The sequence below is a fragment of the Alloalcanivorax xenomutans genome (assembly GCF_900217905.1).
Lineage (GTDB): Bacteria > Pseudomonadota > Gammaproteobacteria > Pseudomonadales > Alcanivoracaceae > Alloalcanivorax > Alloalcanivorax xenomutans.
On the sequence record NZ_OBMO01000008.1, the window covers coordinates 65,523 to 77,954 of the forward strand.

A 12,432-nucleotide genomic window follows, 5' to 3' on the forward strand; every position below is an offset into this window, starting at 1 on the left:
AAGGATGTCCCGCCCAATTTTGTACTTCATCGGCGCGTTACTGATCGCCGCTGCTCTGATAATGGCGGCGGCGGCCCGGGCGGCGAAAGCACCGGCGCTGATGCAAGCGAATATTTATCAAGAAGGCATTGATCTGACCGGTTACTGGGTCAGTGAGAAACTGGATGGCGTGCGCGCTTTCTGGGACGGCCAACAGTTGTTGTCACGCAACGGCAACGTGATCGATACCCCACCGGGCTTTACCGAAGGTTTTCCCACGCAGCCCCTGGACGGCGAGCTGTGGATGGGGCGCGGCACCTTCAGCCAGCTGGTGGGGATACTCAACCGGCGCACGCCGTCGGCGGAGCCTTGGCGGCACATTTATTTCATGGCGTTCGACCTGCCCTCATCCCCGGGCCCGTTCGATCAGCGCCTGCCGCGCCTGCGCAAACTGATCGACGATGCCGCCCTGCCCCACCTGCATATGGTCGACCAGCGCCGGGGACGCGACCACGCCACGCTGATGCGCGATCTGGAGCGGGTGGTGGCGGCGGGCGGAGAAGGCCTGATGCTGCATCGTGGCGGCGCGCCCTACCGGGGCGAACGCAACGACGATCTGCTCAAGGTGAAACCCTACCTGGACGCGGAAGCGGAAGTAGTCGCGGTGATCCCCGGCGAAGGCAAGTACACCGGAATGATGGGGGCGCTGCTGGTGAAAACGCCCGGCGGGCGTCATTTCCGTCTGGGCACCGGATTCAGCGATGCATTGCGAGCACGGCCTCCGGCCATTGGCAGCGTTGTCACCTACAAATATCACGGCCACACCCGCCACGGCCTGCCCCGGTTCGCCAGTTTCCTGCGCCTGCGCGAAGAAGGTCCGGGCTTTACACGCTCCTCGCGCTAGGCGATAACCGGAGACAAATCATGAACGGGGAGCGACACCATGCCCAGCGCCTTTATCACCGGAGCCCGGGGCTTTCTCGGCGGCCATCTTGCCCGCCTGTTGGTGGAACAGGGCTGGGAAGTCACCGCCCTGCTACGCCCGGGCAGCGATGGCCAGGCGCTGCGGGAGGCGGGCCTGAAGATTGTTCACGCGCCGCTGACCAACGCCACCGAGCTCACGCTGGTGATGCCGCCCGCGGTGGACGCGGTATTCCACGTAGCCGGCAACACCAGTCTCTGGCGCCGCCGCCGCGATCAGCAGTATCAGGACAATGTCATGGGCACCCGGGCGGTGGTCACCGCCGCCCTGCGCAACCAGGCGGGCAGGCTGATTCATACCTCCTCGATTTCCGCCTGGGGCCAGCAGGATGGCATTATCCATGAGGAGACTCCGTCCAACGCCGCCAACGACTGGATCGGTTACAACCGCACCAAATATCTGGCGGAAGAGGAAGTCCGTGATGGCGCCCGTCAGGGCCTGAGTACGGTGATCCTCAACCCCTGCGCCATCATTGGCGCCGGCGATACGCACAACTGGTCGCAGATGATCGGCCTGATCGACCAGCGTCGCCTGCCCGGTGTTCCCCCTGGCGGTGGCAATTTCGGCGCGGTGGAGGAAGTAGCGCGTGCCCATCTGGCGGCGTGGGACGCGGGCCGGGACGGACACAATTACATTCTGGCCGGCGTCGAGGCCAGTTTTCTGGAACTGGCGCAAACCATCGGGCGATTGCTGGGCCGGCCGGCGCCCCGCAAAGTGACGCCGCGTTGGGCACTGGGCCTGCTGGGACAGTTGTCTCCCATCGCCGCCCGTTTTACCGGTAACGAGCCCCGTCTGACGCCGGAAAAGGTGGCGCTGGTCTCCGCGCGCAGTAGGGTCAGTGGCGCCAAGGCGGTACGGGAGCTGGGCTTTGATGATCAGGTACCACTGGAGGTCATGCTGCGTCGATGCATCGACTGGATGCGCGCGGAAGGGATGCTGAGAGCCTGATCAGCGGCGGGCCCGATAAACCCGGAAGCGATTGGTTTCCCGTACCACGGTCACTTGCCGGAAAGCGTCGTCCAGCCACTGGGCATAGGGCAATTCCCGGTTTGCCACCAGCCAAAGTTCCCCATCCGCTTGCAGATGCTCTGGCGCCTGCCGGATTAAACGGCGAGTGATCTGGGTGGTACGCTCACGGCCATCGTGGAACGGAGGGTTGGTCACCAGCAGATCAAAGCGACCAGTGATGCCGTCAAACAGATCGCCGCCCTGTATCTCGGCGCTCAACCCGTTATCGGCCAGAGTGGCCCGGGCGGCGGCCACCGCCGTGGCACTTGGATCCAACGCCTGCACCCGGCAGCCGGCCCGGGCCAGCCAGACCGTCAGCACACCGGCGCCGCAACCGATATCCAAAGCCTTGCCACCACCGACATCGGCGGCTTCCAGGGCATCCAGCAGCAAGTCGCTGCCTTCGTCGAGGCGGCCGTGGCTGAACACGCCGGGGTAACTGGTCACCCGTGCACCGCGCACCTCGATCACCGCGGCCTGCTCCGCCAGGGATAGCGGTGGCCCAGGTCTCAGTTGCGCCTCATACAGTTTGCAGTGGCGGGCGCTGTCGAGCAGTTGGATGTCATCGGCGAAGCCCTTGAGCCGGGTAACACCGCCACGGATTCCGCCCTTGGCCGGCCCCACCAGCCACAGCGGCAGCGGCTTGCGGATCACGCCGGCCAGATGCCGCAACAGCAGCGTCATGCGGTCCGCCGCCTTCGGCAACGGCAGGATCAACAAATCGGTGTCCTCGGCCACTTCCGGCAACGGCCGCCACTGATCCGCCGCCACGGTAAAATCATCGGCATGCAGCCACAGGGAGGCCGCAGGCAGATCGGCCAGGGCCGCGTCATCGGCCTCCACCACCCCGGCCCGGCGAGCCGCCAGCGCGGACGCCTGACGTTGCAAAAGTTTTGTGCTGTTTTCCATCACGGTCACCGGTCAGGGCAGGCGAAAAAAGGGGCGACAGTATAAACCCCGGCGGCGGCGCCACCTCAAGTTTTACATTCGCCGCGCACGCCCGGCGGTCGCGTCTCGCTAGAATGGTGAGATCACCCTACGAATGGAGGCAGGATGATCCGTCGCGCCGTACTGGTTTTCAGTTTCGCTTGTAGCGCCCTGGCATGCGCCGCACAACCCGTGAACACAAATTTCGAGGACGCGCTGCGGGCAGCTCGCGACAATGATTGGGAAACACTGGCGCAATTGGAACCACGCATCGCCCAGGATTATCCGCTGCGCGATTATCTCGAATTCCACCACCTGCGCAGGGACCTGCCGGAGCTGAATCCATCGCGTCTGCGCGACTACGAAAACCGCTATCCCCGCTCCCCGTTGCCAACGGACATCCGCCAGATTGCCTTGATCGCCTATGCCAAGGCAGGCCGCTGGGACGCCGCCGCCGAGGCCATGGACACCCCTCCCAGCGCCATCGAAGCACGCTGTTACTATCAAAGGGCGCAATTGCGCCGCGATCGCGACGCGGCGCTGCAAGACGCCCGTGAAATCTGGCTGGCCGGCCAATCCCGCCCTTCCGCCTGTGATCCGCTGTTCGAAGCCGCCCAGGCCGCCGGCGTCATCGGCCAGGAGGAAATCTGGCAACGCATGCAACTGGCGTTCGAAGCGCGGGCCACCGGTTTGATGCGCTACCTCAAGCGCATGCTGGACGAACCTTATCAAACCGCCGGTGAATGGCTGGAGCAGCTTTATCACAATCCAGATAAGGTCGGAGAGTTGCCGGCGACACTACCCGATATCCGGCGTCAGGAGCTGGTTTCCGCGGCGCTGCAGCGCATGGCCTATACCAATACCAGCGGCGCCCGCCAGGCCTTCGAACAAAGAGCCAGACGATGGGGGCTCACTGATGCGCGGCTGCGTAACGCCGCTGGCGACCGGATTGCTTTTTACTCCACGATCCGTGGCGTTCGCGAGAATCAGGACTGGCTGGACCAATGGTTGTCGGATCACCCCGATACCGCCCTGCTGGACCAGCGTATTCGCCGCGCCATCATCGAGCAGGACTGGTCTGCCGTGACGCGCTGGATTCAACAGTTACCCGCCGAGGAAGCCGCCGACAGCCGCTGGCGCTACTGGGCCGGCCGCGCCGCCTGGGAAAACGGCCAGCGGAACCAAGCGACACCGCTATGGCAGCAGGCCGCCGAGCAACGGAATTTCTACGGTTTTCTGGCCGCCGACCAGCTCGGACAGACCTACAGCTTCAATCAGCGGGCCTACCAGCCCGATGCCAATGTCAGCCTGCCCCCCGGCGTGATCCGCGTGCGTTTGCTGCGTGACATGGGAGAGTACGGTGCCGCCTGGAAAGAATGGCACTGGCTGATGTTGCACAACGATCGCCCCCATCAGGACCGCCTGGCCCAGTACGCGCTGGAGCAGGGCTGGTACGATCTGACCGTACAGGCATCCATCCAGGCCAAGGCCTGGGACACGCTGGCCTGGCGCTTCCCCGCCGCCTACAGCCAGGAATTCGCCCGCGCCAGTGCTCGCCACAAACTGGACCCGTGGCTGGCGATGGCGATTTCCCGCCGCGAAAGTGCCTTCAATCCCCGCGCCCAGTCCCATGCCGGCGCCATGGGACTGATGCAGCTGATGCCCGGTACCGCCCGCAAGGTCGCGTTGGATGAGGAGCAGCCGGCACCATCCCGTGATCAGGTTTTTGATCCATGGACCAATATCAATCTGGGCAGCCGCTACCTCTCCGATATGCTGGACCGGTTCAATGGCAACCGGATTCTGGCCCTGGCCGCCTACAACGCCGGGCCGGGCCGTATTCCGCAGTGGCTGCCGGAACGAAGCGACAGCCGCCCGATGGATGTGTGGATCGAGTCCATTCCCTTCCGCGAAACCCGCGAGTATGTGCAGGCGGTGCTCACCTACCGGGTACTACTGGCCGGTCTACACGCCCCAAACGAGAAAGTGCATTTGACCACCCCGGCGGAACGCGACGTGGACTATTCCCAGGCGCTTTTGCAAAGCGATGAGGCACTGGTGAGGAAATAATAAAAGGGCTACGAAGCCACTGTAGGAGCTTGCCTGCAAGCGAATGGGTATTTCTCAGGCATTCTCGGGATATTCGCTTGCGGGCAAGCTCCTACAGTGGCTTCGTGGTCTGGTCCGTGGGAAGCAGCCTAGTTCAGCTGGCGGATATGATAGTTAAGGCGCCCGTCGCGCACAGACGCGGCCAGCGCCGGATGCGCTTGCACCCGGCGCCGCAAGTGAACGCTGCGCGCCGGCAATCGGGAAAACGCCACCACCGCATTATGGCAATCCCCGCAGGACAGACGAAAACGGCTGGCCCAACCGGCCATGGCGGCGGAACCGGCCGCGTGGCTGTCGCGAAATTCGCGATAATCACCGAAGTTCATCACCAATACGCCATGCTCGGAGACATGCCGGCTCAAGCTGTCGCACCAGTCGCGATCCGCCGCCACCGCCCGCGTTACCGATTCGTCACTGGGCGCGAACAGGTCCTCAATGATCAAATCGAAAGGCGGCCCCTGGTAATCACGCAACCATTGCACCGCGTCGCCTTCCACGGTTTCCATATCATCGTCGATCACCTGAAACACGTCCCGCGCCACGGTCAGATGCAACGGGTCCATTTCCACCGCCACCAGACACTCCGGTTTCAATAACCGGCGCAGCGGCGGGATCAGCGTGCCGCCTCCCAAACCCAGCACCAGCACCCGCCGCAGCCGTTCCGGTTCTCCCAATAACGCCGGCAACCACAACAGATCCCAGACACTGCCGGTGACCAAACGGCGGGGGTGGAATTCGGAGTGCTGCACCCCATTGGCGTACAGCTCCAAAGTGGTTCGCCGGCGACGTACCTGATAACACACCCCGTCGTGCTGCTGCTCCCAGATCAGACTCATTTAATCGTTGCCCAGCCCAAGTTGAATGCCAGCCAGTTTACCGTCCACGACCGGTTCGCCGAGACGAACGCGGCCCGCATCCAGCCCATGCTGCTCAACCAGTTCGTTACGCGCGTTCTCCGCCCGCTGGGTCGCCAGTGTCCGCAGCGTCTGTGCGTTGACATCCTTGGCGGCGGCGTCCACCAGCCGCTCCCAGGCCAGCCGGGCACGGCGGGCATCGGCCTCGTCATCCCGGCCTTCGACGCCCAACTCGGCGCTGTCGGTATCGAATCGGCTTTCGAATTCCTTGACGATGCGCTTGCCCCAACGGCTATCGGCCAGAGCGGCCTGCTCTCCCGGCCAGTCGCCGCGGAACAGACCTTCACTCAATTGCTCGCCCAGGGCCTGGCGAGCAAAGGCGGCCCGGTCCTCGTCATTGGTTTGTCCGCTGAGTGCCACCGACAGGCCCGGCCTTTTGCTGAGCACGTCATTCAGGGTCGCCAGATTCTGCCGGGTTTCCGCACCGGGCATGGCTTCGCCGGCGGGAAACGCGATCTGCTCCAGATCCTTGCCACCGGCCAGACTGGACAACAGCGAGAATGGCGCTGTGGCGGCTTTCACCAAGACGTTCTTGATCACCGTGAAGACCAGTCCGGTAACACTGAAACTGGGGTCGTTCATGTCTCCGGACACGTTCAGCGGAAGATTGATCATGCCCGAGGAATCACGCAGCACCGACAAACCCAGCCGCACCGGCGCATTCACGGCTTCATCGCTCTGCACCCGGTCCCCCAGGAAAAAGCGGTCGGCGGCCACCGTGGAGCGGCTTTCCAACTGATTGTTTTCGATCTTCACCGTGGAGTTCACGCTCAACAGGCCGCGGCGCACCGCGTAGCCGAGAAAGCGCCCTGTGTAGGGGGTCAGCCCTTCCATGCCATAGCTTTGGAAATCCATTTTCAGGTCCAGGAACAACGGATCCGGTGACACCGTGCCTTCCGCTTTCAAAGGCGCATTGCCGTTCACCTTGCCGTTCAGGGTGATCGCCGCACGGCCTCCGCCAGTGTCGAAGTTGCGCACCGTGCTGTTCCATTGTTCCAGGGAAATGGCGAACGGTTTCGACAGCGACGCATCGTTGTGCGCCAGCTTCGAATTCTTCACGCGGACCTGTTTCAGGCCGACCCGCCAGGCCGGCCCGCCGGCGTCACCGCCACCACCGCCGGTGCCAAGCCGCGACACCAGGTCCCGGCCCTGGGCGTCAACGCGATTGACCAGATCCAAGCCGCTGATATCAATATTCGCTACCGTGGCGCGATGCTCGGCGGTGTTGACGGACACACCACTGGCCTGCATCGCCGCCAATTTGGCGAAGCTCTGGCCATTGCCTTCAAGCAGGTCAAGGTTGTTCAATCCGGCGCCGCCGGACACAGTCACCACCGGTTGCTCGCCGGACACATCCACCTTCACGTCCGCGCTGGCCTGGCCGCTGCGAACGGTGATCGGCACCGCCTGTTTCACCCAGGGAGCGAACGCCGGAAGCGGGATAGCGTCCGCTTTGATCGCCGCGGAGACGTTCAGCGGCGACAGACTGCCTTCGCCGCTGTGATTGAGCTGGCCACTCTCCGCCAGCACCGCGTCGCCCTGCCAATGCCAGCTGATCTGGTCGCCCACGGTCACATCGGTGACGGTCAGATTGGTGTTGGTGAGCGCCACCGGCGTGGCTGGATTCACGGTTTTGTCCAGCAATGTCAGTTGCGCTTGTTCCAACGCCACCGTTTGCAAGGTTACCCGCCAGGGTTCACCGGCACTGTCTTCGGTGTTTTCACCGGCCTCTTCGGACGCGTTACGCGGCAGGAACAGGGTGGCCAGATCGAGCCCCTCCTGATCCAGCTCCGCTTTCACCACCGCGTCACTGATGCGCACTTCCGGCACCGTTACCTCCCGGGCCACGGTGTCCAGGCTTACACCTTTGACGGCGATACGTGGCAGGGTCAGATTGGCCTCTTCCTGGCCGGTACGGCGGATCACCAGGTTAGCCAGTTCCAAAGAACCGTTACTCACCGTCAGGCCCTGTCCCTGTTCCGCCGAGAACCGGTAATCCGCGCTCAACGCCAGTTGGCCGGACGGTATGCGAAAATCGAACTGGGAACGCAGCAACCGGGCAAAGGAGACCAGATCCACCTGGCTCATACTCAGCCGCCCATCGGTGCTCAACGGCAGCAGATTAAAGCGGCCGCTCCACTCCAGCGTGCCGCCATCCGGCCCTTCGATATTCAGAGCGTAACGATTGTCTTCCTGCTCCGGCGTGCGGGTAGTGAGGTCCTCGACCTTGAATTCCACCGGCAGCGTCAGCGTCACCGGTTCCTCGCCGGTGGCGTCGATGAAGCGCACCTGGCCCGCGGTCAATTGCAGCACATCCACGGTCAGCGCCGGCACCGGGGAGTCCTGTTGTCGCGCCCCGTCAGCCTCGTCGACCGATGCTTCTTCCGCTACCAGCTGTTCCCGTGGCTCCCGGGGTTCCTGTTGTTGCTGCTCGGAGATGTCTTGCTGCTCCGGTTCGCTGCCCGCCACGGTATCGGAGCCATTCGTATCAGAGCTATCCGCATCGGCGGGCGGCTGTGAGAGTCGGGCAAGGATGTCGTCGATACTCAGCTCGCCGCCCTTGCCCCGCCACATTCCCGCGTCCAGCCCATCCAGGCTGATTTCCCTGACCCACGGACGCCAATGGAACAGCGAAGACCAGAACTGGGCATTGACGAACAAACGCTGAAACCCCAGCAGGGTGTCGGTGCGGTCATCGGCGATATCGAACCCTTCCACGGTGGCCGATAAAACGAAGGGATTGAGACTGACCTTTTCCACGGTCACCGTCCGACCCAGCAGTGAGGACAATTCCTCCTCCGCCTTGCCGCGCAACCAGCCGGGCAGGATCAGTCCCACCACCACCAGATACAGGACATAGAGGAAGAGGCAGATCACCACCGTACGCCGGCCCCAGCCCTGGCGACGCCACCACTTTAATGGGGTGTCCATGTCAGTCTCCTGTTCCTTTATCGACGGCGAGACCGCCGCCGCGGTTTCCACGGCCATTGTGCCGGGAATCAGCGCCGGCACAATCGGGGCCTTCCTTTTTGGAGAGCCCCCATGAGCGACAATTATCTACTTAGTCTGTACCGCAAGACCCGCCGGATTCCCAAGGGGCGGGAATTGTTTTCCCTGATTTTCAGCCGCAAGGCGCCTTATTTCGGCACTGTCCGGCCACTCATCGCTGAATTGCGGCCCAACTACTGCGAAGTTCACATTAAAAAGCGCAAGGCGGTGGAGAACCACATCGGCACCGTTCATGTCATCGCCATTTGTAATGCCCTGGAAGCCGCCATGGGTGCCATGGCCGAGGCATCCATTCCCAAACACCTGCGCTGGATTCCCAAGGGCATGGACGTGCGCTACACGGCCAAGGCCAGCAGCGACATCGTCGCCACCGCCGAAGTGGACGCCGATGCCTGGGAAAACGGCCCGGACCTGCCGGTTACCGTCACCGCCCGTCGCGACGACGGTACCGTCGTGGTGGCCGGGACCATTCATCTCTGGGTCACCGAGAAACCGGCCCGGGACGCCTGACGTCCGCTAGTGCGCATCAATGAATCCATGGATGCGATCCGCCGCCTCACGCAGGTTGTCCTGATGGCTTACCGGCGCCGATTTGCGCGGCTTCAGGTCGTGATCCCCATCGGGCAGCCAGGTCACCGTCACCCGGTTGCCCAGCGCATAACCGGCCACCTCCGGCGGCTTGCCGAACGGGTCCCGCTCACCCTGGCAGATCAGCGTCGGCCGCGACAACAGCGGCAAGTGTTCGGTGCGCGTACGCTCCGGCTTCCCCGGCGGATGGAATGGATAGCCCAGGGCCACAACGCCGGCCCAGGGCTGTTCGCCCGCTCCGGTGTCCGCCGCCAGCAGCGTTGCCATGCGGCCTCCCATGGATTTGCCGCCAATCCACAGCGGCAGTCCGGCGCTGTTTTCCTTGAGCACCTCGCCCACAACGGCATCGAACCTCGCCAGCAACTTCCCGGCCCGGTCCGGCGGTGCCTTGACGCCTTCGCGCCGCCGCCGGTCCATATAATCGAATTCAAAGCGGGCCACCTGAATACCCCGCTCCGCCAGCAGTTCCGCCATGCCGGTCATAAACGGACTGTCCATCGGCGCCCCGGCGCCGTGGGCCAGCACCAGGGTAGCTTTTGGCCGCTCCGGCCGATTCCACAACAACGACAACGATCGGTCTCCTCACCATCAGGCCTGCAACCAGGCGGCCATACGACGGGTCACCAGGCGCGGGGAGAATTTACCAAGCCACACCAGCAACCGGTTGCGCCAGCCGGTTACCACGATGGCCCGCCGCCGGTGCTCCAGAGCCTGACGCACCACATCGCGGGGCTGCATGGTACCGGCCCTGAACAGCCGGGTCCCGCTCATGTTGGCCTGCTCGGCGAATTCGGTACGGGTGGCACCAGGACAAAGCGTACTGACCTCAATACCCTGCCCGCGCAATTCCTCATGCAGAGCTTCGCTGAAGGACAGGACAAACGCCTTGGTGGCGTAGTAAACCGCCATGTTCGGCCCGGCCTGAAAGGCGGCGGTGGAGGCCACGTTGATAATGAACGCATCGCGGGCATTGCTCAGTTGCGGCAGCACCTGCCAGGTCAGCGCCACCAGCGAATTGACGTTCACCTGAATCATGTTCATCTGCCGTGACAACGGCAGATCCTTGAATGGCCCCCGCTCCCCGAAACCGGCGTTATTGATCAACCCCACCAGACGAATGGCGCGGGTATCCAGGTCGTGTATCAGGCGCGATACCGCATCGGGTCTGGCCAGATCGCATTCCAGCGCCACCACCTCGATATTGAACGAGGCCGCCAGTTCCTCGCCCAGCCGCCGCAGGGCCGGCAAACGCCGCGCCGCCAGCACCAGGTTGTACCCTTCCGCCGCCAATTGCCGGGCGAAAGCATCGCCAATACCGGCACTGGCGCCGGTGATCAGTACCGCTTCCATACCCCGCTCCGTCGATGGTTCAGATGCCCTCAGTTAACGCTTTTTTCACTGCATATTTAAGTGTCGATTCGTAAAAGCCTGTTCAAAATGGCGCTGACCGCGAACGCCGGAGAAATTCTAATCCCCCCACAGACTCATCTGGCCTTCCAGGCCCGGAGGCCGAAAACCGGAGACATCCAGCTTGAAACCTTCCCGGGGCGCCAGACCGTGACGCTGGCAGGCGTTGCGGAACCGCTGGGACAACAACGACGCCCAAGGCCCCTTGCCCTGATGACGATGGAACCAACGGCTGTCATAAGCGGCGCCGCCGTGCAGCTCCCGCAACGTCGCCATCACCCGCCCGGCGCGATCCGGATAATGCTCCCGCAGCCACTGTTCCCACAGAGCGCCCAGTTCATGGGGCAGACGCAGTACCACATAACCGGCGCTGCGGGCGCCGGCGGCGGCCACCTGCTCGACAATATCTTCCAGTTCGTGATCATTGATGAACGGAATCAACGGCGCCACCAGCACCGTCACCGGCACACCGGCCCGGGCCAGCTCCCGCACCACCCGCACCCGCTCGCGGCCGGCGGTGGCACGTGGCTCCAACTGATTCTTCACCGTATTGTCCAGGGTGGTCACCGACACCGCCACGCTGGCCCGCCCGTTCCGTGCCATCGGCGCGATCAGATCCAGATCCCGCAGCACCAGAGCGCTTTTGGTGATCAGGCTGAACGGGTGCGCGCAATCGGACAACACTTGCAGGATTTCCCGGGTAATGCGCCGCTCCCGTTCCACCGGTTGATAGGGATCGGTGGCGGTACCGATCACCAGCGGGCGGCAACGGTAGCCCGGCTTGCGCAGCGCATCACGCAACACCTCGGCGGCGTTGTCCTTACAAAAAATCTCGCTTTCAAAATCCTGCCCCGGGGACAGATCCACATAGGCGTGATTGGGGCGGGCGAAACAGTAAATGCAGCCATGCTCGCAGCCCCGATAGGGATTGATACTGCTGTCAAAGTGCAGATCCGGGCTGCGATTATGGGTAATAACGGAACGGGCGATTTCCCGGTGGTAGCGAGTGGGCCGCGCCGTCGGAGGCTCGTCCCTTTCTATCCGGGTTACCGCGAAACGACCCGGGCATTCGCTCAGGGTACCCCGATTACCAGCTTGGTTGGCCATGATCCGCCCTCAAAATACTGTTCTTTTGAACAGTATTATCAGGACAGATCAGAGCCAACGCAAGCGCTTTGGATGGCGCCGGAGGAAGAGTTAGTGCAGCGGTATCGGCTGGACCAGCACCCAGGGCTTGACCACCAGGGTCCATAACTCCTGATCGGCCGCGAACCAGTCCCTGGCCTGCTCATCCTGGACCAGATCCACTTCGCCGCTGTGTCGCCAGGCGGCGATTTGCGCCGCCTGATCCTCGGCGAACGCCGCCGCCACATCGATCAGGTCCAGGTGGGCGGCCACCGCCACCACCTGGCCCCGGGCGAAAAACGGTTGCAACTCGGACCAGCGTATCGGAGCGGTTTCCTGATTCAGTTTTTCTCGCAATACCTGGCCGGGGGAAGGCTCGGTCAT

At 63.3% G+C, this 12,432-nt stretch carries 11 protein-coding genes; 4 read left to right on the forward strand and 7 right to left on the reverse strand.

What is annotated here, in order from left to right; translation table 11 throughout:
• The first annotated feature begins 4 nt into the window (after positions 1 to 4).
• Both CRO06_RS07785 and CRO06_RS07790 read left to right on the forward strand, forming a co-directional pair.
• A complete protein-coding gene (locus CRO06_RS07785; RefSeq protein ID WP_063140736.1) occupies positions 5 to 883 on the forward strand; it encodes a DNA ligase in 879 nt (292 codons plus the stop codon).
• 39 nt (positions 884 to 922) lie between these two features.
• On the forward strand, positions 923 to 1,909 hold the full coding sequence (locus tag CRO06_RS07790; protein ID WP_080531203.1) for an SDR family oxidoreductase: 987 nt from the start codon (positions 923 to 925) through the stop codon (positions 1,907 to 1,909).
• On the opposite strand, the gene CRO06_RS07795 is transcribed toward CRO06_RS07790, so the two are convergent.
• Entirely contained in the window at positions 1,910 to 2,878 is a 969-nt protein-coding gene (locus CRO06_RS07795) for a class I SAM-dependent methyltransferase (protein ID WP_022996470.1), read from the reverse strand.
• 210 nt (positions 2,879 to 3,088) lie between these two features.
• Here CRO06_RS07795 and CRO06_RS07800 point away from each other — a divergent pair, with 210 nt between their 5' ends.
• Positions 3,089 to 4,966 (forward strand): transglycosylase SLT domain-containing protein, encoded by a 1,878-nt coding sequence (locus CRO06_RS07800; RefSeq protein WP_244902792.1) that lies wholly within the window; start codon positions 3,089 to 3,091, stop codon positions 4,964 to 4,966.
• Between the two features lie 128 nt (positions 4,967 to 5,094).
• On the opposite strand, the gene CRO06_RS07805 is transcribed toward CRO06_RS07800, so the two are convergent.
• Positions 5,095 to 5,841, reverse strand: coding sequence for a spermine/spermidine synthase domain-containing protein (locus CRO06_RS07805; RefSeq protein WP_022996468.1), 747 nt, complete (start codon positions 5,839 to 5,841; stop codon positions 5,095 to 5,097).
• Positions 5,842 to 8,850 carry a DUF748 domain-containing protein gene (locus CRO06_RS07810; RefSeq protein WP_179746520.1) on the reverse strand — a complete coding sequence of 1,003 codons (3,009 nt, stop codon included), beginning with the start codon at positions 8,848 to 8,850 and terminating at the stop codon, positions 5,842 to 5,844.
• A 111-nt stretch (positions 8,851 to 8,961) separates the two neighbouring features.
• Here CRO06_RS07810 and CRO06_RS07815 point away from each other — a divergent pair, with 111 nt between their 5' ends.
• Positions 8,962 to 9,438, forward strand: coding sequence for a hotdog fold domain-containing protein (locus tag CRO06_RS07815; RefSeq protein WP_022996466.1), 477 nt, complete (start codon positions 8,962 to 8,964; stop codon positions 9,436 to 9,438).
• 6 nt (positions 9,439 to 9,444) lie between these two features.
• Here the strand turns inward: CRO06_RS07815 and CRO06_RS07820 are convergent, their stop codons facing one another.
• The 4 genes from CRO06_RS07820 to CRO06_RS07835 form a co-directional block, all read right to left on the reverse strand.
• Positions 9,445 to 10,086, reverse strand: coding sequence for an alpha/beta family hydrolase (locus CRO06_RS07820; protein ID WP_244902793.1), 642 nt, complete (start codon positions 10,084 to 10,086; stop codon positions 9,445 to 9,447).
• A gap of 18 nt (positions 10,087 to 10,104) precedes the next feature.
• On the reverse strand, positions 10,105 to 10,866 hold the full coding sequence (locus CRO06_RS07825) for an SDR family NAD(P)-dependent oxidoreductase (protein WP_022996464.1): 762 nt from the start codon (positions 10,864 to 10,866) through the stop codon (positions 10,105 to 10,107).
• A gap of 117 nt (positions 10,867 to 10,983) precedes the next feature.
• Positions 10,984 to 12,030, reverse strand: a complete 1,047-nt coding sequence (locus CRO06_RS07830; RefSeq protein ID WP_022996463.1) for a PA0069 family radical SAM protein — start codon at positions 12,028 to 12,030, stop codon at positions 10,984 to 10,986.
• A 90-nt stretch (positions 12,031 to 12,120) separates the two neighbouring features.
• Positions 12,121 to 12,432, reverse strand: a complete 312-nt coding sequence (locus CRO06_RS07835; protein ID WP_022996462.1) for a DUF2288 domain-containing protein — start codon at positions 12,430 to 12,432, stop codon at positions 12,121 to 12,123.

What these genes read in the sequence shown, in the direction of transcription:
- CRO06_RS07810 (WP_179746520.1), bottom strand. Translation starts at nt 8,850, where the DNA reads ATGGACACCCCATTAAAGTGGTGGCGTCGCCAGGGCTGGGGCCGGCGT.
- CRO06_RS07835 (WP_022996462.1), bottom strand. Translation starts at nt 12,432, where the DNA reads ATGACCGAGCCTTCCCCCGGCCAGGTATTGCGAGAAAAACTGAATCAG.
- CRO06_RS07805 (WP_022996468.1), bottom strand. Translation starts at nt 5,841, where the DNA reads ATGAGTCTGATCTGGGAGCAGCAGCACGACGGGGTGTGTTATCAGGTA.
- CRO06_RS07830 (WP_022996463.1), bottom strand. Translation starts at nt 12,030, where the DNA reads ATGGCCAACCAAGCTGGTAATCGGGGTACCCTGAGCGAATGCCCGGGT.
- CRO06_RS07790 (WP_080531203.1), top strand. Translation starts at nt 923, where the DNA reads ATGCCCAGCGCCTTTATCACCGGAGCCCGGGGCTTTCTCGGCGGCCAT.
- CRO06_RS07795 (WP_022996470.1), bottom strand. Translation starts at nt 2,878, where the DNA reads ATGGAAAACAGCACAAAACTTTTGCAACGTCAGGCGTCCGCGCTGGCG.
- CRO06_RS07825 (WP_022996464.1), bottom strand. Translation starts at nt 10,866, where the DNA reads ATGGAAGCGGTACTGATCACCGGCGCCAGTGCCGGTATTGGCGATGCT.
- CRO06_RS07815 (WP_022996466.1), top strand. Translation starts at nt 8,962, where the DNA reads ATGAGCGACAATTATCTACTTAGTCTGTACCGCAAGACCCGCCGGATT.
- CRO06_RS07785 (WP_063140736.1), top strand. Translation starts at nt 5, where the DNA reads ATGTCCCGCCCAATTTTGTACTTCATCGGCGCGTTACTGATCGCCGCT.